Source organism: Streptomyces sp. NBC_01506 (assembly GCF_045040295.1).
In the GTDB taxonomy this organism is placed as follows: domain Bacteria; phylum Actinomycetota; class Actinomycetes; order Streptomycetales; family Streptomycetaceae; genus Streptomyces.
In genome coordinates, this window is record NZ_CP109422.1 from 2472334 (window position 1) to 2495008 (window position 22675).

Genomic DNA, 22675 nt, shown 5'->3' on the forward strand with positions numbered 1-22675 from the left:
GGCGACCAGCCGGGACGCCCGGCGACGCTACGGCGCACCGCGCGGGGCTCAGCGCCCCTGCTCGTACCGGCGGAGCTGTTCGAGGTCGATCATGCTGGTGTCGAACAGGCTGGTCTCGTCGAGAGCGCCCTGCGGGTCCTGCGCCTGCTGCTGATGCGGCTGCTGCTGCGGGGACTGCTGCGCCAGGGCGTCGGGGTGCTGCTGCCAGTCCTGCGCCGCCTGGTCGTAGTTCTGCCCGTAGCCCTGGCTGTAGTTCGGGTCGTAGGCGGCCGGGTCGTAGGCGGGCTGCTGGGCCTGCTGGTACGCGTACGGGTCCTGCTGCTGGTAGGCGTACGCGTCCTGCTGCTGGTAACCGCCGTAGGCGGGGTCCGCGTACTGCTGCGGGACGGCGGCGGGGTCGGCGTACTGCTGCGGGGCCTGCGCCTGCGCCGGGATCGGGATCTGGACCGGCTGCTCGGGGACCGGGGGCGCGGACCGCGGCTCCGTCGGCTGGTGGGACGGGGCCCCGGCGCCCTGGGGCGACTGCTGCCCCGGCAGCTCGGCGAGACCGGAGAGATAGTCCGCGTCGCTGGTGTGGCCCTGCCGCCCCGCCGCGTCCTGCTCCGCCATGTGCAGGCCCAGGTCGTCGCTGGCGACCCGGCCGTGCAGCTTCTGCCGACCGCGGCCGACCGCGTCGAGGGTCTTGGACAGGACGGCCTCGAAGGCGCCGAGCTTGGCGTCGACGTAGTCGTCCGCGCGGCGGATCAGGGTCTGGGGGTCGGCGCTGTACTCCGGGGCGTCCTCGTCGGCGTACCCCTCCTCGTCCAGCCCCGGGCCGCGGCCGAGCAGCTTCTCGCGGCCACGGTCCACGGAGCCGATGGTCTTGTTGAGCACGACCTCGAAGTTCGCGAGCTTGGCGTCGACGTAGTCGTCGGCCTCGGCGCGGATCTCGTCGGCGTCCCTGCGGGCGTCGGCGAGGATGCGGTCCGCCTCTTCCTGGGCGGTGCGGGCGATCACGGTGTCGGAGATCAGCGTGGACCGCTCCGTGTGGGCCGCCGCGACGATCCGCTCCGCCTCCTGGCGGGCCTGCTCGGAAAGCTGCTCGTGGCCGCCGAGGAGCTCCTGCGCCTGGGCGAGCGAGCCGGGCAGGGCGTCGCGTACCTCTTCCAGCAGCGAGAGCAGTTCGCCGCGGTTGACCACGCAGGAGGCCGACATGGGCATGGAACGGGCGTTCCCCACCGCGTCGACGATCTCGTCGAGCTTCTTCTGCACGTCCACCGTGTGCTCGCCACTCTCTACAGCCGGGTTGGAGACGGACGCAACGACTGTACGGCCAGTCGGCGCGCGCCCGACACCAGGTGACGGTCCGTCAGTTCCGGACCCGGTGCGCCGCCCCGTTCCGCGCCCCGTCCGTCACCGCTTCTCAAGGCGTTCGGCCAGTGCGTCGTGCACCAGCGGAGGCAGCAGATGGGACACGTCGCCGCCCCAGGTCGCCACCTCTTTGACCAGCGAGGAGGAGAGGAAGCTGTAGATGGGGTTGGTCGGCACGAAAAGGGTCTCGACGCCGGAGAGGCCGTTGTTCATCTGGGCCATCTGCAGTTCGTAGTCGAAGTCGCTGACCGCCCGCAGGCCCTTGACGATGGCCGGGATGTCGCGCTCTTTACAGAAGTCGACGAGGAGGCCGTGGAACGACTCCACCTCGACGTTGCCGAATTCGGCGGTGACGCGGCGGATCAGATCGATCCGCTCGTCGATGGTGAACAGCCCCTTCTTGGACTGGTTGATCATCACGGCGACGTGGACGACGTCGTACAGCTTGGAGGCACGGCCAATGATGTCGAGGTGACCATTGGTGATGGGGTCGAAGGACCCCGGACAGACGGCGCGGCGCAACTGAATTCCCTCGCTCTCCGGTCCGGTCATCGGGCGTCTTCGGGTGCGGCGGCGCGACCGTACCAAAGGGTTCCCTCGCCGTAGCGGCGTGCCCGCAACGGATCGAAGCCCCTCGGCCAGGTGAACTCCCCACCTCTGGTGCTGCGCTCCACGGTGGCGACGGCTTCGTCGTTGAGCCAGCCCTGCGAACGGAGTGTGAGCAGGATCTCGCGAAGATCGTCGTCGGTGACGGCGTACGGCGGGTCGAGGAAGACGATGTCGTACGGGGCTTCGGGGGCCGGTCCTGTCACGATCTGCTCCGCTTTGCCCGTACGGACCTCGGCGCCCGGCAGTCCGAGGGCGCGGACGTTGTCCCGGACCGTGCGGGCGGCCCGGGGGTCCGCCTCCACAAGGAGGGTGTGCGCGGCGCCCCGGGAGAGGGCTTCCAGGCCGACGGCGCCGGAGCCGGCGTACAGATCGGCGACGCGCAGCCCTTCGAGGGTGCCGAGCAGCGCCTCCCAGGTGGAGAAGAGACCTTCGCGCGCTCGGTCGGAGGTGGGGCGGGTGCCGTTGCCCGGGGGGACGGCGAGACGGCGCCCGCCGGCGGCACCGGCGATCACGCGGGTCATGGGTGTCGGGTCCTCGGTTCGTGGAGTGCCTGGAGTGCGCGGATCGCGGGGACGGGGGCGTGGCCCACGGTGCCGCCCGCCGTGGCGGCGGGCGGCACGTGCGCCGCCACCCACGATATGGCGTCGCTCCGGACGCGGCCCGCCGGGAGCCGTCCCACGAGCCCCGCCGGGCCGCTGAACGGGCCTGTGAGGCCCGTTCAGCCCTTGTCGAGATACTGCTCCCGCTCCGTGTCCAGCAGGGCGTCCAGTGCCGTGCGCAGCTCCGGGAGGGCGTCGAGCTCCGGGTCCGCCGCGACGACGGCCACGGCCTCTTCCCTGGCCGCTGCGATGATGTCCTCGTCCTCGATGACCGCGAGCATCCGCAGCGAGGAGCGGACCCCGGACTGCGCCTGGCCGAGGACGTCGCCCTCGCGGCGCTGCTCGAGGTCGATACGGGAGAGCTCGAAGCCGTCGAGGGTCGAGGCGACCGCGCCCAGACGGGCACGCGCGGGGCTCGCCTCCGGCATCTCCGAGACCAGCAGGCACAGGCCGGGGGCGGACCCCCGGCCCACCCGGCCGCGCAACTGGTGCAACTGCGAGACGCCGAACCGGTCCGCGTCCATGATCACCATCGCGGTGGCGTTGGGGACGTTGACACCGACCTCGATGACGGTGGTCGCGACCAGCACGTCCACGTCCCCCGCGGCGAAGCGGCGCATCACGTCGTCCTTGTCGTCGGGCTGCATGCGGCCGTGCAGCACCTCCGTACGGAGGCCGGCCAGCGGCCCGGCGGACAACTGCTTCGCGATGTCCAGGACGGCCAGCGGCGGACGCTTGTCCCCGTCCGCCTCGGCCGCCTTCGCCGCGGCCTTCTTCTTCGGCTCGTCCTCGCCGTCACCGATCCGGGGACAGACCACGTACGCCTGGTGGCCCTTGCCGACCTCCTCGCGCACCCGCTCCCAGGCGCGCGCCAGGAAGTGCGGCTTGTCCTGGGCCGGCACGACATGGGTGGCGATCGGGGAGCGTCCCGCGGGCAGTTGGTCCAGGACGGACGTCTCCAGGTCGCCGAAGACGGTCATCGCGACCGTACGGGGAATGGGCGTCGCCGTCATGACCAGCAGATGCGGCGGCTGCTTGCCCTTGGAGCGCAGGGCGTCGCGCTGCTCGACCCCGAAGCGGTGCTGCTCGTCCACGACGACCAGGCCCAGATCGTGGAAGCGCACCTTGTCCTCGATCAGCGCGTGTGTGCCGATCACGATCCCCGCCTCGCCGGTCACCAGGTCGAGCAGCGCGTGGCGCCGCGCGGCCGCGCCCATGGAACCGGTGAGCAGCACCACCTTGGTGGCGGTCTCGGCGCCGCCGAGCATGCCTCCCTCGGCGAGCCGGCCCATCATCTCGGTGATGGAACGGTGGTGCTGCTGGGCGAGCACCTCGGTCGGCGCGAGCATCGCGGCCTGGCCGCCCGCGTCCACCACCGTGAGCATCGCGCGCAGCGCCACCATCGTCTTGCCGGAGCCGACCTCGCCCTGAAGCAGGCGGTGCATCGGATGCTCGGTCGCCAGATCGTCGAAGATCTCGCGTGTGACCTTCAACTGACCGTCGGTGAGGGTGAAGGGCAGTTTCGCGTCGAAGGCGTCGAGCAGGCCACCGGGCACCGGTTTGCGCGCCATCGCCGGGAGTTGGGCGTCCGCGTGCCGGCGCCGGGCGAGGGCGACCTGGAGCACGAACGCCTCGTCCCACTTGAGGCGGTCCCTGGCCGCCGCGACATCGGCCTTGGTGTCGGGCCGGTGGATCTTCACCAGCGCCTCGGGGAGCGGGACGAAGCCGCGCCCCTCACGCAGCGAGGGCGGCAGCGGGTCGACGGCCTCGGTCGCCCTCGGCAGCACCGCGTCGACCGCCTTGGTGATCTTCCAGGACTCCAGTCCCTTGCAGGCCGGGTAGATCGGGATCAGCTTGCCCGCGAAGGCGTCCACCGTCTCGTCCGCGCTGTCCCCGCTGTCCGTGCCGAGCGGCACATACGTGGGATGGGCGAGCTGGAGCTTCCGGTTGAACATCGAGACCTTGCCGGCGAACATGCCCCGGCTGCCGGGCAGCAGGTCCTTGTGCGGCTTGTGGATCCCCCTGCCGAAGAAGACCAGTTGGAGCTGGCCGCTGCCGTCGGTGAGGGTGATCTCCAGGCGCTGGCCCCGGCCGCCGTTGAACCTCAGGACGCGCGAGTCGGCGACCTGGGCGACGACTGTCACGTCCTCGTCCAGCGGGAGGTCGGCGAGGCGGGTGAGCTGGCCCCGCTCCTCGTACCGCCTCGGGTAGTGGTGCAGCAGATCACCGACCGTGTGCAGATCCAACTGCTCGGCCATCACCTTCGCGGTGGCGGGACCGAGCGTCTTCTTGAGTGATTCATCCAGCGCGGACACACGATCCATTGCACACCACATCACTGACATCCGTGGCACACCTGTGGACAACCCCAGGTCGGGGGCGGGTCAGGGCCGGTTCAGCGGCTTGTGGCGCGGACCTCGGTGACGGCGGTGAGCAGGACGGCGGAGTCCTCCAGGGCCTTGAGGCCGTGCCGTTCGTGGGGAAGCGGCCCCATCTGTCCGGCGATCATGTCCTGGTCGCCGGACTTCTTGGTCAGCCGTACCCGGCCGTGCAGCACCTGAAGGCTGGCCGCCGGAGGCGTGTTGTGCTCGTCGAGGGACGAGCCTGAGGTCAGCGCGATGACCGTCTGCCGCAGAGGTCCGTCGTGCACGAAGAGATGTGCGCTCCGGCCGTGGGCGCTGGCGCGCGCGTCGTCGAGCTGATGGCGGGCGAGTGCGGTCAGGTCGTCCATCGGTGGGCCTCTCACCTCGGGCGGTGCGCGCGTCGATCATGGTGCGCCTACCCTCCATCGTCACAGGTACGGCGCCCCGTGCAAGCCGTGGCCACTACGTGGCCGCGCCTACTCCACACCGATCAGCAGCGGCACCGACTGACGGCCTCCTCGGTAGACCACCGTGTCGACGGCCAGGTGTCCGTCCCGTACGTAGCGCTCCAGGCGTTCGGCGAGGGCGTCGGGCACGTCCTCGCCGAGCACGAGAGTGACCAGTTCGCCGCCCGCCGACAGCATCCGGTCCAGGACGCTCTCGGCGGTGGCCGCGAGGTCGGTGCCGATCACCGCGACGTCGCCGTCGATCAGCCCCAGCAGATCGCCGGCCTGGCAGATGCCGGCCATGGTCCACGACTGCCGCTCGGCGACGGCCAGTTCGGCGTAGCGGGTGGCGCCGGCGGCCGAGGTCATGGCGACCACGTCCTCGTCGAAGCGGCGGCCCGGCTCGTGCACCGCGAGGGCGGCGATGCCCTGTACGGCCGCCCTGGTCGGGATGAGGGCCACCCGGATGCCCTCGGCGCGGGCCTGTTCGGCGGCAGCGGCGGCGGTGTGGCGCAGCTCCGCGTCGTTCGGCAGGAGCACCACCTCGTGCGCGTGCGCGCGCCGGATGGCCTCGACCAGCTCCCCGCTCGCCGGCGGCTCCCCGGGGCGCGCGAGCACCGTCGTGGCCCCGGCCGCGGCGCACAGCCCCGCGAGACCTTCGCCCGGGACGACGGCGACCACGGCGCGCTGTGCCCGCTCCCGCCGGAGCCCGGCGGCGGCGCCGAAGTGCGTGATCCGGATCCGGTACGGGCGTCCCGCCTCGACACCCGCTTCCACCGCGGCGCCCGCGTCGTCGACGTGCACGTGCACGTTCCACAGCCCGTCGCCGCCGACCACGACGAGCGAGTCGCCCAGCGCGTCGAGCCGGCTACGGAGCCGGGCGACGCCCGCCTCGTCCGTCTCCAGGAGGTAGATCACCTCGAAGGCGGGGCCGACGGGGCTGTCGTCGGTGTCGCAGGACTCCACGACGGCGGGCAGCTCGTGCGGGCGCGCGCCCGGTGCGACGGGGGACGGGGCGTCGCCCGTGACCGCCTCCACGAGCGCGGCCAGGACGGCGAGCAGGCCACGTCCGCCGGCGTCGACGACTCCGGCGCGGCCGAGGACGGCCAACTGTCCGGGGGTCGCCTCGAGCGCGACGCGGGCCCCGGCGTACGCGGCGTGGACGGCCGCCCCGCTGTCGTACGCCGCGACGTGGTGCGCGGCGCTCAGCGCGGCGTCCGCCGCCGCGGAGGCCACGGTGAGGATCGTGCCCTCGACCGGATGCGCGACGGCCTCGCGCGCCGACTGGGCCGCCCTGCGCAGCGCCCTGGCCAGGTGGTCCCCGCCGTCCTCCGCCGCCCCGCGCGCGGCACCGTCGCCCGCCCCGTCTGCCCCGACCCCGACCCCCGCCCCGGTCGCGTCCTCGCCCAGCACCTCGGCCATGCCCCGCAGCAGTTGCGCCAGGATCGTGCCGGAGTTCCCGCGGGCGCCGATCAGCGCCCCGTGTGCCATGGCCCGTACGGCGTCGGGCAGGTCCGGTACGGAGGTGCCCGTCGCGTGCGCGTCGAAGACCGCCTCGACGGCTCGCACGGCGGACTCCACCGTCAGATAGAGATTGGTGCCGGTGTCCCCGTCCGCGACCGGATAGACGTTGATCGCGTCGATCTCCTCACGGTCCCGGCCCAGGGCGTCCAGCGCCAGCGAGCACCAGGTACGTACCGCTGCGGCGTCGAGGGTCTGCGGCACCTGGGGGTCCTCCTTGGCGGCCTGGGGCTGCGAACTGCACCGCAGGGTAGTCCGCCCGCACCGTAGTGGCAGGTGGGAGAGGGGGCGGGACGAGGGCGGGTCCAGCCATGGTAGTTTCGTTCAACCGGATCGGGCGTTGTATGCTCCTCCGGTTGCCCGTCGAGAGTCGGGCCTTCTCCCCCGGCGCAGCCGACATCGGTCAACGATTCTGCCGCGCCGGAATTCACCGTAAGTGCATCTGAAGTCTTTGGAGTGACCCGTGGCTGCCAACTGCGACGTCTGCGGCAAGGGGCCGGGCTTCGGCAACAACATTTCGCACTCGCACCGCCGTACGTCCCGTCGCTGGAACCCGAACATCCAGCGCGTGCGTGCCGTGGTCGGTCGGACGCCGAAGCGGCTCAACGTCTGCACATCGTGCATCAAGGCCGGCAAGGTCTCGCGCTGACGTTCTCGTCGTAGCGCAGCCCCTGCGGTTGCCTTGAAAGCCGGTCCACCTCGGTGGACCGGCTTTTTGCCGTGCCCTGTCGCGCTCCGTGGGACCGTGGCGTGCCCAACTGCCGCACCGTGTCCCCGCAGTTGACGTCAGCGGAAGCGCCAGGCGTGGTCCACGGGGCCGATGCCGCCGCCGAGCGGAAAGCCGGCCGCGATCGCGCCCGTCACGTACTCCTTCGCGGCGACGACCGCTTCCACGACGCCCTGCCCTGTCCCCAGCCCCGCCGCGATCGCCGAGGCGAGCGTGCAGCCCGTCCCGTGCGTATGCCGGTTGTCGTGGCGCGGGGCGCGCAGCCAGTGCTCCTCGCCGCCGTCCGTCAGCAGATCCACGGCGTCCCCCGGCAGATGCCCGCCCTTGATCAGCACCCAGCGCGGCCCGAAGGCGAGCACGGCGGCGGCGGCACGCGCCATTCCCGCCTCGTCCCGCACCCGCACGCCGGTCAACTGGGCCACCTCGTCGAGGTTGGGGGTGGCGACGGTCGCCGTCGGCAGCAGCCTCTTGCGTACGGAGTCCAGCGCCGAGGCCGCGAGCAGCGAGTCCCCGTGCTTGGAGACCCCGACCGGATCGACCACCACGGGGGCGTCCGTGCCGGCGAGGAGTTCGGCGACGGTCTCCACCAGCGCCGCCGACGAGAGCATGCCGGTCTTCACCGCCTGGACGCCGATGTCGTCCACGACGCCGCGGTACTGGGCCCGTACCGCCTCCACGGGCAGCTCCCAGGCGCCCTGCACGCCGCGCGAGTTCTGCGCGGTGACGGCCGTGAGCACGCTCATGCCGTGCACGCCGAACGCCAGCATGGTCTTGAGGTCCGCCTGGATGCCCGCACCGCCGCCGGAGTCGGACCCGGCGACGGTGAGGACTCGGGCCGGTGTACGGGAGGGCACGGCGGACTGGGGGGATATCGGCATACCCCCGAATCTACTGGCCCGCCCGATCCATCGAGCCGCCGCATCCACGGGCCCCGATCCGCCGCACCGTGCCCAACGGGGGCAAGACACCCCCCAGCCCCTACGCCGGGTCCCCGAAGTGGTCCCAGCCGCCCTTGCTCGTCCACGGCGCCCCGTCCACCGTCACCTGCGGCAGCGCCGACGGGTTCAGCACCTCGCCGATCACCTTCCACCTGGCGGGCAGTTTGGCGTCCGCCGGGAACGTCGCGACGATCGCGTGGTCCTCTCCCCCGGTCAGCACCCACTGCAGCGGATCCACGCCCACCGCCTGCCCGATGTCGTTCATCTGCGACGGGATGTCGATGAGCCCCGACCGCAGATCGATACGGACCTTGCTGGCCTCGGCGATGTGCCCGAGGTCGGCGACGAGACCGTCGCTCACGTCCGTCATCGCCGTCGCACCGAGTCCCGCCGCCGCCGGCCCCGCGTGGTACGGCGGTTCGGGCCGCCGGTGCGCCTCGACGAAGGCGCGCGGCGAGCGGAATCCGCGCGACAGCACCGCGTGCCCGGCCGCCGACCAGCCCAACCAGCCGGTGTACGCGACGACATCGCCCGGCTGCGCGCCCGACCGTGTCACCGGCTCGTGGTTGCGCAGATCGCCGAGCGCGGTGATCGCGAGGGTGATCGTCTCGCCCCGTACGACGTCGCCGCCGACCACCGCGGCGCCCGCGACCTGGCACTCGTCGCGGATGCCGTCCATCAGCTCGGTGGGCCAGGTGACCGGGAGTTCGGCCGGGACGACCAGGCCGAGCAGCAGCGCCGTCGGGACCGCCCCCATCGCCGCGATGTCGGCGAGATTCTGTGCGGCGGCCTTCCTCCCCACGTCGTACGCGGTCGACCAGTCGCGGCGGAAGTGCCGCCCCTCAAGGAGGACGTCCGTACTCGCCACGACCCTGCGGTCGGGTGCGGCCACCACCGCGGCGTCGTCGCCCGGCCCGAGCCGGACCGCCGGGGTGGTCGTGAGCCGGGACGTGAGCTCCCTGATGAGTCCGAACTCCCCCAACTCGCCCACGGTGCCCTTCACCGAGTCCCACCTCTCGTCGTGCGGCCGGCGGATCCGGCCGACCTGTACGTCAACTTCACTGCCCCGTACGTCACGCCGCCGGTGCCGCCGTACGCGCAGGTCTCCCCGCGGCACTGGGTGACGCGATACCGTGGCGTCCCTTCTCCCCCACAAGATCCTCGTGGCCGCCCTGGAGGTTCCGTGGTACAGGCGTACATCCTTATTCAGACCGAGGTGGGCAAGGCGACCATCGTCGCCGAGACCATCGCGAAGATCCCTGGAGTGATACAGGCCGAGGACGTCACCGGTCCCTATGACGTGATCGTGCGGGCCCAGTCCGACACCGTGGACGATCTTGGCCGCATGGTGGTCGCCAAAGTCCAGCAAGTGGACGGCATCACCCGCACCCTGACCTGCCCGGTCGTGCACCTGTAGCCCCCGTCTACGCTTGGCCGGTGACCTTTCCGATGCGCAGGCTATCCGGCCCTCGTTACGCCCGCCTGCCCGCCGTCCTCGTGCTCGCCGTGACAGTCGGCTGCTCCTCCACGGACGCCCCGGCAAAGGTCCCGGTTCCCAGCCCGCCGGCGCAGGAGGCGGCGCTCTGCCGCGCACTGGACAAGGAGCTGCCGAAGACCGTCGCGGGCCACGACCGGAGTGATCCGGAGCCGGGTTCCGAGCTGACCGCCGGGTGGGGGGACGCCGCGATCGTACTGCGCTGCGGCGTCCCCCGGCCCGAGCGGATGAGCGACCCCCAGGCCGAGGGCGTGGAGGTGGACGGCGTCAACTGGATGCTGGAGGAACGGGATTCGGGCCCCCGGTTCACCACCACGTACCGCGAGACGTATGTCGAGGTCACGCTGGACGAGCGGTTCATGCACGACATCGGGCCGCTCACGGACCTCGCGGAACCGGTCGCCGACACGGTGCCGCCCAGCCTCTAGGGGACGCACACAGCGCCTACGCCCCGTGGTGCCCGCGTCGTGCTCAGCGCAGTCCGGTCGGACGGCGCAGCGCCGCCTCGATCAGCCGGTCGATCAGCTCCGGGTAGCTGACGCCGCTCTCCTGCCACATCCGCGGATACATCGAGATCGGCGTGAAGCCCGGCATGGTGTTGATCTCGTTGATGACGAAATCGCCTTCCTCGGTAAGGAAGAAGTCCGCGCGGACCAGTCCCTCGCAGGACGCGGCGTCGAACGCCTCGACGGCGAGCCGCTGGACCTCGGCCGTCTGCTCCTTCGTAAGAGGCGCGGGCACCAGACCGGGGGCGGCGTCGATGTACTTCGCCTCGAAGTCGTAGAACTCGTGCGACGTGACGGGCGGGATCTCGGCGGGCACGCTCGCGCGCGGCCCGTCCTCGAACTCCAGCACCCCGCACTCGATCTCCCGGCCCCGCAGCAGCGACTCGACCAGGATCTTCGGGTCGTGGCGCTGCGCCTCCTCGATCGCGTCCTCCAGCCCTTCGAGGGCGTCGACCTTGGTGATGCCCATGGAGGATCCGCCGCGTGCGGGCTTCACGAAGACCGGCCAGCCGTGCTCGGCGGCGAAGTCCACGATCCTCTTGCGCGCGCCGGACGGGTCGAGCCGCCACTCGCGCGGGCGGATCACCTCGTACGGCCCGACGGGCAGCCCGTACGAGCGGAACACCCGCTTCATGTACTCCTTGTCCTGGCCGACGGCCGACGCCAGGACGCCCGCTCCGACGTACGGGACACCGGAGAGCTCCAACAGGCCCTGGAGCGTGCCGTCCTCGCCGTACGGGCCGTGCAGCACCGGGAAGACGACGTCGACCTCGCCGAGTGCCTTGGGCACGGAGCCCTGTTCGCTGTAGACGACCTCGCGGTTGCCGGGGTCGACGGACAGGACGACGTCGCCCTCCGTGGACTCGGCCAGTTCCTCGACGCTCGGCAGCCTGCGGTCGGCGATGCCCATACGGTCGGGTTCGTCGGCGGTGAGCGCCCAGCGTCCGTCCGTGGTGATGCCGATGGGCAGCACGTCGTACTTCGTACGGTCGATGGAGCGCAGTACGGCGCCGGCCGTGACCACCGAGATGGCGTGCTCGGAACTCCGGCCGCCGAAGACGACCGCCACACGCGGCTTACGGAGCTGCTGCTCAGGGCTCTGGGGGAGGTTCTCGCTGCTCATATCGCGATGAGGTTACCCGTTGACCGCCGCCGAGTCAGCGGCGTTCGGGCTTGGCGCTGCGCGCCATCAGCTCCTTCACCGCGACGAGCGGGGGCTTCCCCTCGTGCACGATGCTCACGACCGTTTCGGTGATCGGCATGTCGACATCGTGCCGCTGGGCCAGATCCAGCACGGACTGGCAGGACTTGACGCCCTCCGCGGTCTGCGTGCTCGCCGCGATCGTCTGCTCCAGCGTCATGCCGCGCCCGAGGTTGGTGCCGAAGGTGTGGTTGCGCGACAGGGGCGAGGAACAGGTCGCGATCAGATCGCCCATTCCGGCGAGACCGGAGAAGGTGTGCGGGTCGGCGCCCATCGCCAGCCCCAGCCGGGTGGTTTCGGCCAGGCCGCGCGTCATCAGCGACGCCTTGGTGTTGTCGCCGAGTCCCATGCCGTCGGCGATGCCGACGGCGAGCCCGATGACGTTCTTGACGGCGCCGCCGAGTTCGCAGCCGACCACGTCGGTGTTCGTGTACGGGCGGAAGTACGGCGTGTGGCAGGCCGCCTGGAGCCGGTTGGCCACCGCCTCGTCGGTGCATGCCACGACGGCGGCGGCAGGCTGCCTGGCGGCGATCTCGCCGGCCAGGTTGGGGCCGGTGAGGACGGCGACGCGGTCCGCCGGCGCCTTGGCCACCTCGCCGATCACCTCGCTCATGCGCTTCGCGGTGCCCAGCTCGACGCCCTTCATCAGGGAGACGAGGACGGTGTCCGGCGGAAGCAGCGAGGCCCACTCGGCGAGATTGGCGCGCAGGGTCTGCGAGGGGACGGTGAGGACGGTGAACTCGGCGTCCCTTGCGGCCTGTGCCGGGTCGGTGGTGGCCCGTACGGAGGAGGGCAGTTCGAGGCCCGGCAGATACTCCGGATTGGTGCGGGTGTTGTTGACCGCGTCGACGACCTCGGGGCGGCGGGCCCAGAGAGTCACCTCGCAACCCGCGTCGGCGAGAATCATGGCGAACGCCGTTCCCCACGATCCCGTCCCGAAGACCGCGACGCGCGTCACTGCAACCCCTCTTCCGCGGCCTTGCGCCGCTTCTCTTCCATTGCCTTGCGGTGGTCGTACGGTGCGGCGGGCACCGGTTCGCCGCGTACCTCGGCGAGCAGTTCGGTGATGGCGGCCATGATGACCTCGGTGACCTCGCGCAGGAGTTCGGGCGTCGGTTCCTTCCCGTAGAAACGGGAGAGGTCGACCGCCGGTCCGGCCTTCACCCGCAGCGTCCGGCGCGGAAAGAGGCGGACCTTGTTCTTCTCCGCGTACGGCGGTATCACCAGATTGGCGCCCCACTGCGCGACGGGAATGACCGGCGCCTCCGTAAGGAGGGCCACACGTGCCGCACCGGTCTTGCCGGTCATCGGCCACATGTCCGGGTCGCGGGTGAGGGTGCCTTCGGGGTAGAACGCGACGCATTCCCCGCGCTCGATGGCGTTCACGGCGGCCCGGAATGCGTCCAGTGCGTTGGAGCTCTCGCGATAGACGGGAATCTGTCCGGTACCGCGGAGCATCATGCCGACGAAAGGCAGGTCGAACAGCGCCGCCTTGGCGAGCAGTCGCGGCACCCGGCCGGTGTTGTACTGGAAGTGTCCGTAGGAGAGAGGGTCCAGAGCCGAGTTGTGGTTCACGGCGGTGATGAATCCGCCGTGGGCCGGAATGTGTTCCATTCCCCGCCAGTCCCGCTTGAACAGAACGATCAACGGCGGTTTCGCGATGACCGCTGCCAGGCGGTACCAGAAGCCGATTCTGGGGCGGGACACTCGGACACCTTTCTCTGTGGCCTGGCTTGGGCCGGCCCTGGCTGCTGGGCGTCAAGTGTCGCCCCAGCCCTCTGCTCTGTCGAGGACACCGTACGCCCCGGCCCGCGGACCGGACCTGCGGGCTCAGTTCGCCATTCCCGGGGCGTCGCGGGCCCTGTACCGCGCCGCGCGGCGCGGTCGGGCAACAATAGAGGTCCGCACGCGCAAGGACGGAGAGCCCGCCACGAACACCGACCCGATCGCCGCCTGGTCCCTGGTCGTCCCGCTCAAGCCGCTCGTGGTGGCCAAGAGCAGGCTCGCCGGATCGGCGGGCGATCTGCTGCGGCCCCAGTTGGCGCTGGCGTTCGCCCAGGACACCGTGGCCGCGGCGCTGGCCTGCCCCGTCGTACGCGACGTGGTGGTCGTCACCGACGACGCGCTGGCCGCGGCCGAACTGACGGCGCTGGGCGCGCGCACCGTCCCCGACAGTCCGGCCGCCGGGCTCAACGCCGCGCTGGCGCACGGCGCGCGGGCGGTCAGGGCGGGCAGGCCAGGGGCCGCCGTCGCGGCGCTCAACGCCGATCTGCCGGCGCTGCGACCGGCGGAGCTGGCGCGCGTGCTCATGGCCGCCGGGGATTTTCCGCGCGCATTTCTCGCGGACGCCGCCGAAATCGGTACGACTTTGCTGGCCGCGCGGCCCGGCTCGGAATTGAATCCGGCATTCGGCGGCGCTTCGCGGCACCGGCATTTGTCCTCGGGTGCCACGGAAATTGTCCTCGCCGGTGTGGATTCCGTACGGCGGGACGTCGATACGGGCGAGGATCTGCTGGCCGCCGCGGTCCTGGGGCTCGGCCCGTACACGGCGCGACGCCGCGCGGCCCCGCGGACGGCCTCGGGCCCCGGGGCGGGCCCCGCCCCGGGCGCCGTTCCCGCCCCGCTCCCCGACCCCGTCTGCGGGGCGCGGCCGGGATGCTGACCGATACGCTGGCGGGTATGCAGGCGACCGCGTACACCTTCGAATCCGAGACCCGCAGCGGCAGTGTGCTGCTCGACGACGGGACTCCGGTGGACTTCGACGCCGCGGCGTTCGACGCGGGCGGTCTTCGGCTGCTGCGACCCGGCCAGCGGGTCCGTATCGAACGCGCGGACGGGGACAGCGGGAACATCACCCTGGTGACGCTTCAGACGTTCTGAGGGCCGTCACAGGCTTTTCGACGCGACAACGCCGCGGGCCGGGCTCCCCCGAAGGGAGCCCGGCCCGGCGCGTGAGTGGCCCTACGGCCTTGTGCCGCTTACTTGTTCCTCGCGGTGGCCTTCTTGGCGGTGGTCGTGCGCGCGGCCACCTTTCGGGCGGGCGCCTTCTTGGCGGTCGCCTTCTTGGCCGGGGCGGTCTTCTTCGCCGTGGCCTTCTTGGCCGCGCTCGCCTTCTTGGCGGTGGACTTCTTGGCCGCCGTGGCCTTCTTCGTGGCCGTCTTCTTGGCGGCGGCCGAGGTCTTCTTGACGGCCCTCTTCGCGGTCGCGGTCTTCCTGGCTACGGTCTTCTTCGCCGTGGCCTTCTTGGCGGTGGCCTTCTTGGCCGCCGCCTTGGCGGTCGTACGGGTGGAAGAACCGCCCGAGAGGCTGCCCTTGGGGGCCTTCTTGACGGCCACGTCGTTCTTGGGAAGCTTCTTCGAGCCACTCACCAGGTCCTTGAAGCCCTGTCCCGCGCGGAAACGCGGCACCGACGTCTTCTTGACCCGGACCCGCTCACCCGTCTGCGGGTTGCGCGCGTAACGGGCCGGACGGTCGACCTTCTCGAACGAACCGAAGCCGGTGACGGAGACCCGCTCACCCGCGACGACGGCGCGGACAACAGCGTCCAGTACCGCGTCGACCGCGTCGGCCGCCTGCTGGCGACCGCCGACCTTGTCCGCAATTGCTTCTACGAGCTGCGCCTTGTTCACGTCTTCCCCTTCGGAGACATTGCCAGAACGAAAGTGTTCAAGCTTTTCCGCACGTTAGGCAGATATATACCGCAAATCAAACACGAAACGGGCTAATCACCCTAGTGCCGCAACGAAGTCGACCCCGCGGAGTTCCGCGGCTTCAGTCGCCTTCCGGGAATCGACCCTCGTCGAGGTCCTTCATCAAGCGGTCCAGACGACGTGCCGCGTCTAAGAGATCGTGTTTGGCCGCGGCCGTGATGACCAGCAGCTTCCGGGTCAGCGCCATCCGTACGCCCTCCGGGACTTGCAGTGCGCGCACCGTAGCGTGCGCTTCCTTGAGCCGGTCGGCGACCACTCCGTAAAGCTCGAGTTGGCTGTCGCGTTCCATGCACCGATTGTGCCATCTGGGGCGAGTTGTCGCCCGACGGGGTCTCAACAAGGCACTGCGCCCCCTACCGGGAGGCAGAGGGCGCAGGTGGGGAAAAGCGCTGATCAGACGGCAATTGTGCGGGGTTTGAAGGACGGCCGGGAGGCTTCGTACGTAGCGATGTCCGCTTCGTTCTTCAGGGTGAGACCGATGTCGTCGAGGCCGTTGAGGAGCCTCCAGCGGGCGTTCTCGTCCAGCTCGAAATCAGCGGTCACCGTTGCTCCGTCGGGGCCCTCGGCGCGTACCTGGCGCGCTTCGAGGTCCACCGTCACGGCCGCGGTGGGGTGCGCCTCGGTCAGCTCCCACAGGTGATCCACGACGCGCTGCTCCAGAACGACCGTCAACAGACCGTTCTTGAGGGAGTTGCCGCGGAAGATGTCGGCGAACCGGGAGGAGATGACGGCGCGGAAACCGAAGTTCTGCAGCGCCCACACGGCGTGTTCGCGCGACGAGCCGGTGCCGAAGTCGGATCCGGCGATCAGGACCGAGGCGCCCTGGCGCTCGGGCCGGTTGAGGACGAAGTCCGGGTCCTTGCGCCATGCCTCGAACAGGCCGTCCTCGAAGCCGTCGCGCGTGACCTTCTTCAGCCAGTGGGCCGGGATGATCTGGTCGGTGTCCACGTTGCTGCGGCGCAGCGGGACGGCCCGGCCGGTGTGTGCGGTGAAAGCGTCCATGGCGCTCATGCCTCCACGGGGGTGCGGGTGTCGGACAGGTCGGCGGGCGAGGCCAGATGGCCCAGCACGGCGGTGGCCGCGGCCACCTGGGGCGATACGAGGTGGGTCCGGCCGCCCTTGCCCTGCCTGCCCTCGAAGTTGCGGTTCGAGGTCGACGCGGAGCGCTCGCCGGGCGCCAGTTGGTCGGGGTTCATGCCCAGACACATCGAACAGCCCGCGTGCCGCCATTCGGCGCCCGCGCCGGTGAAGACCTTGTCCAGGCCCTCCGCGACGGCCTGGAGCGCGACGCGTACGGAGCCGGGGACCACCAGCATCCGTACGCCGTCGGCGACTTTGCGGCCGTCGAGGATCGAGGCGGCCGAGCGCAGGTCCTCGATACGCCCGTTGGTGCACGAACCTACGAAGACGGTGTCCACCGTGATGTCGCGCAGCGCCTGCCCGGCAGTCAACCCCATGTACTCCAGGGCCTTTTCGGCGGCGAGCCGCTCCGAAGCGTCCTCGTACGAAGCGGGGTCGGGGACGTGCGTCGACAGCGGCGCGCCCTGGCCGGGGTTGGTGCCCCAGGTGACGAACGGGGCCAGTTCGGTGGCGTCGATGAAGACCTCGGCGTCGAAGACGGCGTCGTCGTCCGTGCGCAGCGTGCGCCAGTACGCGACGGCGGCGTCCCAGTCGGCGCCCTCGGGGGCGTGGTCGCGGCCCTGGAGGTAGTCGAAGGTGATCTGGTCCGGGGCGATCATGCCCGCCCTGGCGCCGGCCTCGATCGACATGTTGCAGATGGTCATGCGGGCTTCCATCGAGAGCTTCTCGATGGCGGAGCCGCGGTATTCGAGGATGTAGCCCTGGCCGCCGCCGGTGCCGATGCGGGCGATGACGGCGAGGATCAGGTCCTTGGCCGTGACGTCGGCGGGCAGTTCGCCCTCGACGGTGATGGCCATGGTGCGGGGGCGGGCCAGCGGCAGCGTCTGGGTGGCCAGGACATGCTCGACCTGGCTGGTGCCGATGCCGAAGGCCAGCGCGCCGAAGGCGCCGTGGGTGGAGGTGTGGCTGTCGCCGCACACGACGGTGGTGCCCGGCTGGGTCAGCCCGAGCTGCGGGCCCACCACGTGGACCACACCCTGCTCGACGTCGCCCAGCGGGTGCAGCCGTACACCGAAGTCCGCGCAGTTCTTGCGCAGCGTCTCCAACTGGACGCGCGAGACGGGGTCCGCGATCGGCTTGTCGATGTCGATCGTCGGGGTGTTGTGGTCCTCGGTCGCGATGGTGAGATCGAGCCGCCGCACCTGCCGGCCGTTCTGACGCAGACCGTCGAACGCCTGCGGGCTCGTCACCTCGTGCAGCAGGTGCAGATCGATGAAGAGAAGGTCGGGCTCGCCCTCGGCGCGCCGGACGACATGGTCGTCCCAGACCTTCTCCGCGAGTGTCCTACCCATCGCTTTCCCTTCGGCCGGCAGCGCCGCCGGCAGTCCTGGAGATATGTGGGGCCCACGCCGGTGTCCCACGGCCCGCGTCGGCTGCGAGCCCGGTTCGTGTACGGGCCCGTCCCTACAGGTTGGCAAGTTCCTCGGAAAATTGAACTTGCGTTTCACAGAGTGAGACGCGAGTATCGTTGCATGGACAACTCTAGCGGCGTCGGCGTTCTCGACAAGGCGGCTCTGGTACTGAGCGCCCTGGAGTCCGGTCCGGCCACCCTCGCCGGGCTGGTCGCTGCGACCGGGCTCGCACGGCCCACGGCCCACCGGCTGGCCGTGGCCCTGGAACACCACCGGATGGTGGCCAGGGACATGCAGGGCCGGTTCATCCTCGGCCCACGGCTCGCCGAGCTGGCTGCGGCGGCCGGTGAGGACCGTCTGCTGGCGACGGCGGGGCCGGTGCTGACACATCTGCGCGACGTGACCGGGGAGAGCGCCCAGCTCTACCGGCGCCAGGGCGACATGCGGATCTGCGTGGCCGCCGCCGAGCGCCTGTCCGGTCTGCGGGACACGGTGCCCGTCGGCTCCACACTCACCATGAAGGCGGGCTCGTCCGCGCAGATCCTGATGGCCTGGGAGGAGCCGGAGCGGCTGCACCGCGGCCTCCAGGGGGCGCGGTTCACGGCAACGGCGCTCTCGGGCGTACGGCGCCGGGGCTGGGCCCAGTCGATCGGTGAGCGCGAGCCGGGCGTGGCCTCGGTCTCGGCGCCGGTGCGCGGGCCGTCGAACCGGGTCGTCGCGGCGGTCTCGGTGTCGGGTCCTATCGAGCGACTGAGCCGGCACCCGGGGCGGATGCACGCCCAGGCGATCATCGACGCGGCCGGGCGGCTGTCGGAGGCGCTGCGCCGCACGAGCTGAATCGGCGCGGGCACGAGCCGAGTCCGCGCCGGCGCGCGGAGCCCGGCGCGGCCCAACCGGCGCGACGTTCTCGGGAGTTGACGCGTCGCCCGACGTCGGGCGACGTCGGGCGACAGGGAACAGGGACAAGAACAGAGGAAAGGCCCTCCGCGATCGCGGAGGGCCTTGTCGTCATACGTACCCCCGACCGGATTCGAACCGGCGCTACCGCCTTGAGAGGGCGGCGTGCTAGGCCGCTACACAACGGGGGCCAGCAGGTGGAGCGTTGAGCTGGGCTACCAGGACTCGAACCTAGAACAACGGTACCAGAAACCGTCGTGTTGCCAATTACACCATAGCCCAAGGGTGTTCAGACTTGCGTGCTGCGTACCCCCGACCGGATTCGAACCGGCGCTACCGCCTTGAGAGGGCGGCGTGCTAGGCCGCTACACAACGGGGGCCCTAGCGATCCTGCATCGACGTGTCCGGGTGCGACCCGAAGAAATCGGAGAGAAGGATCTGTACCCCCGACCGGATTCGAACCGGCGCTACCGCCTTGAGAGGGCGGCGTGCTAGGCCGCTACACAACGGGGGCGTTGCAGAAGAACTCTGCGCTGGGCTACCAGGACTCGAACCTAGACTAACGGAACCAGAAACCGTCGTGCTGCCAATTACACCATAGCCCACCAAAACTCAACCCCCGGAGTGGGGGTTTTGTTTGGGTTTTGCGCGTTCCGTCCAGACCTTGCGATCTCTTGGGCGGCGCAGGAAGAACATTACCCGATGGGGGACGGCGCTCCAAAACGAGTATCACCGCGCAGCAGAGCGGGCAGGCGGTCCAGATCGGTGATCGACACCAGCTCGGGACGCCCGCCGAGCCGCCCCCGGTCGAGCCAGACTCCGGCCAGTCCGGCGGCGGTGGCACCGCCGGCGTCGATGTCCGGTTCGTTCCCCACGTAGGCGACCTCGGCGGGGTCGAGCTCCAGGGCGTCGCACGCCGCGTGAAAGGCGGCGGCGGCCGGTTTGGAGACACCGAGTTCCGCCGCGCACAGGACCGTCTCGAAGTAGTCCCGTACGCCGAGGACGCGCAGCTTGCGGTCCTGGTTGTGGATGCTCGAGTTGGACAGCACGGCCTGGCGGTAGTCGGGGGCCAGCGAGTCCAGTGCGGCGAGCGCGTCGGGAAAGAGCTTCCAGGCGCCCTCGTAGTGCGCGATGTAGCGCTCGAACCACGCGTCGGCGGCGGTGTCGCCGAGCGCCTCTGTACTAAGGAACTGCCGCACGCGGTCACGTCGCTGCCCCTCGAAGGTGGTCTGCCCGTCGGCGAACCGCAGCCACTGGACGTCGGTGATCTCACGCCAGTGCGCCAGGGCCTGCTCGACGGTGCCGAAGCGGTCGGCGAGCCCTTCGGCCGCGAGATGCAGCCGCATACCGGCGCGGTCGGCGTAGGTGTAGTCGAAGAGGGTGTCGTCGATGTCCCAGACGACGGCGCGGATCGGCATACGACGACCGTACCGGGGACGGCACGGTACCGGCCCCGTTCCCCGGACGGGTTCGAGGACCACGAAGGGGGTGGCGGCCGAGTCGGCCGCCACCCCCTTCCGCGTACGTCCGCGGGACCTACGCCGCGAGCTTGGCGAGCGCCGCGTCGACGCGGCGCAGTGTGCGCTCCTTGCCCAGGATTTGCAGGGACTCGAAGAGCGGCAGGCCCACGGTGCGCCCCGTGACCGCGACGCGGACCGGGGCCTGGGCCTTGCCGAGCTTGAGGCCGTGCTCCTCGCCGGCCGCGAGGACCGCGTTCTTCAGGGACTCGGCGCTCGACCAGTCCGCGTCCGCGAGCTTCGCGCGGGCCGTGGTGAGCAGGGCCAGCGGCTCGCCCTTCATCGCCTTCGCCCAGGACGCCTCGTCCTCGACCGGCTCGGCGAGGAAGAGGAAGTCCACGTTGGCCGTGATGTCCGAGAGCACCGTCACACGGGTCTGCGCGTACGGGGCGATCGCCTCGAAGGCCGTCTGGTCGAAGTCTTCCGGTGCCCAGTTGGCGTACGGGGCCCGCAGCCAGGGCGCGCAGGCCTCCATGAAGGTCTTCTCGTCCAACTGCCGGATGTGGTCGGCGTTGATGGCCTCGGCCTTCTTCAGGTCGAAGCGCGCCGGATTGGCGTTGACGTCGGTGATCTCGAACGCGCCGACCATCTCCGCGCGGGAGAAGACGTCCTGGTCGGCGGAGAACGACCAGCCCAGCAGGGACAGGTAGTTGAGCAGCCCGTCGGGCAGGAAGCCGCGCTCGCGGTAGAGGTTCAGCGAGGCCTGCGGGTCGCGCTTGGAGAGCTTCTTGTTGCCCTCGCCCATCACATACGGCAGGTGGCCGAACTGCGGCACGAAGTGCGCCACTCCGAGCCCCATCAGCGCCTGGTAGAGCGCGATCTGACGGGGGGTCGAGGAGAGCAGGTCCTCGCCGCGCAGGACGTGGGTGATCTCCATCAGCGCGTCGTCGACCGGGTTGACGAGCGTGTAGAGCGGCGCCCCGTTGGCGCGGACGATGCCGTAGTCGGGCACGTTCTCAGGCGTGAAGGTCAGCTCGCCGCGGACCAGGTCGGTGAAGGTGATCGGCTCGTCGGGCATCCGGAAGCGGACGATGGAGGTGCGGCCCTCCGCCTCGTACACCGCCTTCTGCTCGGCGCTGAGGTCGCGGCAGTGGCCGTCGTACCCGGAGGGGCGGCCGGCGGCGCGCGCGGCGTCGCGGCGGACCTCCAGCTCCTCGGTGGTGCAGTAGCAGTGGTACGCGTGGCCGGCGGCGAGCAGTCGGTCGGCGACGTCCCGGTAGATGTCCATCCGCCGCGACTGGCGGTACGGCGCGTGCGGGCCGCCCACCTCGGGGCCCTCGTCCCAGTCGAGGCCGAGCCAGCGCAGCGAGTCGAGCAGCGCCTCGTACGACTCCTCGGAGTCGCGCGCGGCGTCGGTGTCCTCGATGCGCAGGACCAGGGTGCCGCCGTGGTGGCGGGCGAACGCCCAGTTGAAGAGGGCGGTGCGGACCAGACCCACGTGGGGGTTGCCGGTCGGCGAGGGACAGAAACGTACGCGGACGGTCGCGTTAGCCACGCTTGATCACCTTGTTGGTGAGAGTGCCGATGCCTTCGATGGTGACGGCGACCTCGTCGCCGATGCCGAGGGGGCCGACCCCCGCGGGAGTGCCGGTGAGGATGACGTCGCCGGGCAGCAGCGTCATGGCCTCGGTGATGTGGACGACCAGGTCCTCCACGGAGCGGACCATGTCACTCGTACTGCCGAGCTGGCGCTGCTCGCCGTTGACGGTGCACTGGACGGCGAGGCCGTCGCGGACGGCCGGCAGGCCGATGGAGGTCTCCACCCAGGGGCCGAGCGGGCAGGAGGTGTCGAAGCCCTTGGCGCGGGCCCACTGGTTCTCGCGCTTCTGGGCGTCGCGCGCGGTGACGTCGTTGGCGCAGGTGAACCCGAAGATGACGTCCTTGACGCGCTCGCGGGGCACCTCGCGGCACATCCGGCCGATCACCACGGCCAGTTCGGCCTCGTAGTGCAGGTCCTGGGAGAACGAGGGGTACTCGACGCCGTCGCCGGAGCCGATCACCGAGGTGGTCGGCTTGAAGAAGACGACCGGCGATTCGGGCACCTCGTTGCCGAGCTCCGCCGCGTGTGCCGCGTAGTTGCGGCCGACGCCCACGACCTTGTTGGGGAGCACGGGCGGGAGCAGACGGACCTTGCTCAGCGGGACCTTGGTGCCGGAGAGCTCGAAGTCGGCGTACGGAATGCCCTTGATGATGTCGAGGACGAGGCCGGCGGCCGTACCGCCGGTGCCGTCCTCCTCGACCGCGCCGAAGGCGACATTGCCGTCGATGGAGAATCTCGCGATGCGCACGGGATGCTGTCGCCCC

The 22675-nt window shown here is 70.7% G+C and carries 24 protein-coding genes and 5 tRNA genes; 6 read left to right on the forward strand and 23 right to left on the reverse strand.

The annotated features are described in order from the left end of the window. Positions 1–48 precede the first annotated feature (48 nt). From OG329_RS10385 to OG329_RS10410, 6 genes are all read right to left on the reverse strand, one after another. Positions 49–1257 carry a cell division initiation protein gene (locus tag OG329_RS10385; RefSeq protein WP_405794332.1) on the reverse strand — a complete coding sequence of 403 codons (1209 nt, stop codon included), beginning with the start codon at positions 1255–1257 and terminating at the stop codon, positions 49–51. Between the two features lie 135 nt (positions 1258–1392). After that, positions 1393–1872, reverse strand: coding sequence for a pantetheine-phosphate adenylyltransferase (coaD, locus tag OG329_RS10390; RefSeq protein WP_405801753.1), 480 nt, complete (start codon positions 1870–1872; stop codon positions 1393–1395). Positions 1873–1898: 26 nt separating this feature from the next. Beyond that, on the reverse strand, positions 1899–2480 hold the full coding sequence (gene rsmD / locus OG329_RS10395; RefSeq protein WP_405794333.1) for a 16S rRNA (guanine(966)-N(2))-methyltransferase RsmD: 582 nt from the start codon (positions 2478–2480) through the stop codon (positions 1899–1901). Positions 2481–2677: 197 nt separating this feature from the next. After that, positions 2678–4882, reverse strand: a complete 2205-nt coding sequence (recG, locus tag OG329_RS10400; protein WP_405794334.1) for an ATP-dependent DNA helicase RecG — start codon at positions 4880–4882, stop codon at positions 2678–2680. 71 nt (positions 4883–4953) lie between these two features. Further along, the gene (locus tag OG329_RS10405; RefSeq protein ID WP_405794336.1) at positions 4954–5289 is read right to left on the reverse strand and encodes a cupin; all 336 of its coding nucleotides are present in this window, start codon (positions 5287–5289) and stop codon (positions 4954–4956) included. A 108-nt stretch (positions 5290–5397) separates the two neighbouring features. Then, positions 5398–7092 (reverse strand): DAK2 domain-containing protein, encoded by a 1695-nt coding sequence (locus tag OG329_RS10410; RefSeq protein ID WP_405794337.1) that lies wholly within the window; start codon positions 7090–7092, stop codon positions 5398–5400. Positions 7093–7351: 259 nt separating this feature from the next. Here OG329_RS10410 and rpmB point away from each other — a divergent pair, with 259 nt between their 5' ends. Further along, on the forward strand, positions 7352–7537 hold the full coding sequence (gene rpmB / locus OG329_RS10415) for a 50S ribosomal protein L28 (protein WP_003957616.1): 186 nt from the start codon (positions 7352–7354) through the stop codon (positions 7535–7537). Between the two features lie 137 nt (positions 7538–7674). On the opposite strand, the gene thiD is transcribed toward rpmB, so the two are convergent. Together thiD and OG329_RS10425 are read right to left on the reverse strand one after the other, a co-directional pair. Next, positions 7675–8493, reverse strand: a complete 819-nt coding sequence (thiD, locus tag OG329_RS10420; RefSeq protein ID WP_405794339.1) for a bifunctional hydroxymethylpyrimidine kinase/phosphomethylpyrimidine kinase — start codon at positions 8491–8493, stop codon at positions 7675–7677. A 100-nt stretch (positions 8494–8593) separates the two neighbouring features. After that, a complete protein-coding gene (locus tag OG329_RS10425; protein WP_405801754.1) occupies positions 8594–9556 on the reverse strand; it encodes a thiamine-phosphate kinase in 963 nt (320 codons plus the stop codon). 180 nt (positions 9557–9736) lie between these two features. On the opposite strand from OG329_RS10425, the gene OG329_RS10430 reads away from it, so the two are divergent. Both OG329_RS10430 and OG329_RS10435 read left to right on the forward strand, forming a co-directional pair. Next, positions 9737–9970 (forward strand): Lrp/AsnC ligand binding domain-containing protein, encoded by a 234-nt coding sequence (locus OG329_RS10430; protein WP_078074875.1) that lies wholly within the window; start codon positions 9737–9739, stop codon positions 9968–9970. 32 nt (positions 9971–10002) lie between these two features. Further along, the gene (locus OG329_RS10435) at positions 10003–10476 is read left to right on the forward strand and encodes a DUF3515 domain-containing protein (RefSeq protein ID WP_405801755.1); all 474 of its coding nucleotides are present in this window, start codon (positions 10003–10005) and stop codon (positions 10474–10476) included. A gap of 43 nt (positions 10477–10519) precedes the next feature. On the opposite strand, the gene OG329_RS10440 is transcribed toward OG329_RS10435, so the two are convergent. From OG329_RS10440 to OG329_RS10450, 3 genes are read right to left on the reverse strand one after another with little or no spacing between them, the layout of a single operon-like run. Beyond that, the gene (locus OG329_RS10440) at positions 10520–11677 is read right to left on the reverse strand and encodes a D-alanine--D-alanine ligase family protein (RefSeq protein ID WP_405794341.1); all 1158 of its coding nucleotides are present in this window, start codon (positions 11675–11677) and stop codon (positions 10520–10522) included. Between the two features lie 34 nt (positions 11678–11711). Next, positions 11712–12713 carry an NAD(P)H-dependent glycerol-3-phosphate dehydrogenase gene (locus OG329_RS10445; protein ID WP_405794343.1) on the reverse strand — a complete coding sequence of 334 codons (1002 nt, stop codon included), beginning with the start codon at positions 12711–12713 and terminating at the stop codon, positions 11712–11714. Beyond that, on the reverse strand, positions 12710–13462 hold the full coding sequence (locus tag OG329_RS10450) for a lysophospholipid acyltransferase family protein (protein ID WP_405794344.1): 753 nt from the start codon (positions 13460–13462) through the stop codon (positions 12710–12712). Before OG329_RS10450 ends, OG329_RS10445 begins: the two co-directional genes overlap by 4 nt. Positions 13463–13649: 187 nt before the next feature. On the opposite strand from OG329_RS10450, the gene cofC reads away from it, so the two are divergent. Both cofC and OG329_RS10460 read left to right on the forward strand, forming a co-directional pair. Then, the gene (gene cofC / locus OG329_RS10455; RefSeq protein ID WP_405801756.1) at positions 13650–14417 is read left to right on the forward strand and encodes a 2-phospho-L-lactate guanylyltransferase; all 768 of its coding nucleotides are present in this window, start codon (positions 13650–13652) and stop codon (positions 14415–14417) included. A 17-nt stretch (positions 14418–14434) separates the two neighbouring features. Beyond that, positions 14435–14635: a hypothetical protein gene (locus tag OG329_RS10460; protein WP_405794346.1), complete on the forward strand. Its 201-nt coding sequence runs from the start codon at positions 14435–14437 to the stop codon at positions 14633–14635. A 98-nt stretch (positions 14636–14733) separates the two neighbouring features. On the opposite strand, the gene OG329_RS10465 is transcribed toward OG329_RS10460, so the two are convergent. The 4 genes from OG329_RS10465 to leuC form a co-directional block, all read right to left on the reverse strand. Continuing rightward, a complete protein-coding gene (locus OG329_RS10465; protein WP_405794348.1) occupies positions 14734–15384 on the reverse strand; it encodes an HU family DNA-binding protein in 651 nt (216 codons plus the stop codon). 142 nt (positions 15385–15526) lie between these two features. Then, positions 15527–15754: a hypothetical protein gene (locus tag OG329_RS10470; RefSeq protein WP_242573407.1), complete on the reverse strand. Its 228-nt coding sequence runs from the start codon at positions 15752–15754 to the stop codon at positions 15527–15529. 104 nt (positions 15755–15858) lie between these two features. Next, a complete protein-coding gene (gene leuD, locus OG329_RS10475) occupies positions 15859–16467 on the reverse strand; it encodes a 3-isopropylmalate dehydratase small subunit (RefSeq protein WP_405801758.1) in 609 nt (202 codons plus the stop codon). 5 nt (positions 16468–16472) lie between these two features. Beyond that, a complete protein-coding gene (leuC, locus tag OG329_RS10480) occupies positions 16473–17897 on the reverse strand; it encodes a 3-isopropylmalate dehydratase large subunit (RefSeq protein ID WP_405794350.1) in 1425 nt (474 codons plus the stop codon). 180 nt (positions 17898–18077) lie between these two features. Between leuC and ndgR the strand changes: the two genes are divergently transcribed. Beyond that, positions 18078–18794, forward strand: coding sequence for an IclR family transcriptional regulator NdgR (gene ndgR / locus OG329_RS10485; protein ID WP_078074883.1), 717 nt, complete (start codon positions 18078–18080; stop codon positions 18792–18794). A 178-nt stretch (positions 18795–18972) separates the two neighbouring features. Here the strand turns inward: ndgR and OG329_RS10490 are convergent. From OG329_RS10490 to OG329_RS10525, 8 genes are all read right to left on the reverse strand, one after another. Continuing rightward, positions 18973–19045 (reverse strand) — tRNA-Glu (locus OG329_RS10490). Positions 19046–19064: 19 nt separating this feature from the next. After that, positions 19065–19136 (reverse strand) — tRNA-Gln (locus tag OG329_RS10495). A gap of 25 nt (positions 19137–19161) precedes the next feature. After that, positions 19162–19234: transfer RNA gene (locus tag OG329_RS10500), tRNA-Glu, on the reverse strand. 61 nt (positions 19235–19295) lie between these two features. Then, positions 19296–19368: transfer RNA gene (locus OG329_RS10505), tRNA-Glu, on the reverse strand. A 19-nt stretch (positions 19369–19387) separates the two neighbouring features. Next, positions 19388–19459: transfer RNA gene (locus tag OG329_RS10510), tRNA-Gln, on the reverse strand. Between the two features lie 90 nt (positions 19460–19549). Continuing rightward, on the reverse strand, positions 19550–20272 hold the full coding sequence (locus tag OG329_RS10515; RefSeq protein ID WP_405794352.1) for an HAD family hydrolase: 723 nt from the start codon (positions 20270–20272) through the stop codon (positions 19550–19552). Between the two features lie 118 nt (positions 20273–20390). Further along, positions 20391–21866, reverse strand: coding sequence for a glutamate--tRNA ligase (gene gltX, locus OG329_RS10520; RefSeq protein ID WP_405794354.1), 1476 nt, complete (start codon positions 21864–21866; stop codon positions 20391–20393). Beyond that, entirely contained in the window at positions 21859–22659 is an 801-nt protein-coding gene (locus OG329_RS10525; protein WP_405794356.1) for a fumarylacetoacetate hydrolase family protein, read from the reverse strand. The genes gltX and OG329_RS10525 overlap by 8 nt, the downstream gene beginning before the upstream one ends. Positions 22660–22675 lie beyond the last annotated feature (16 nt).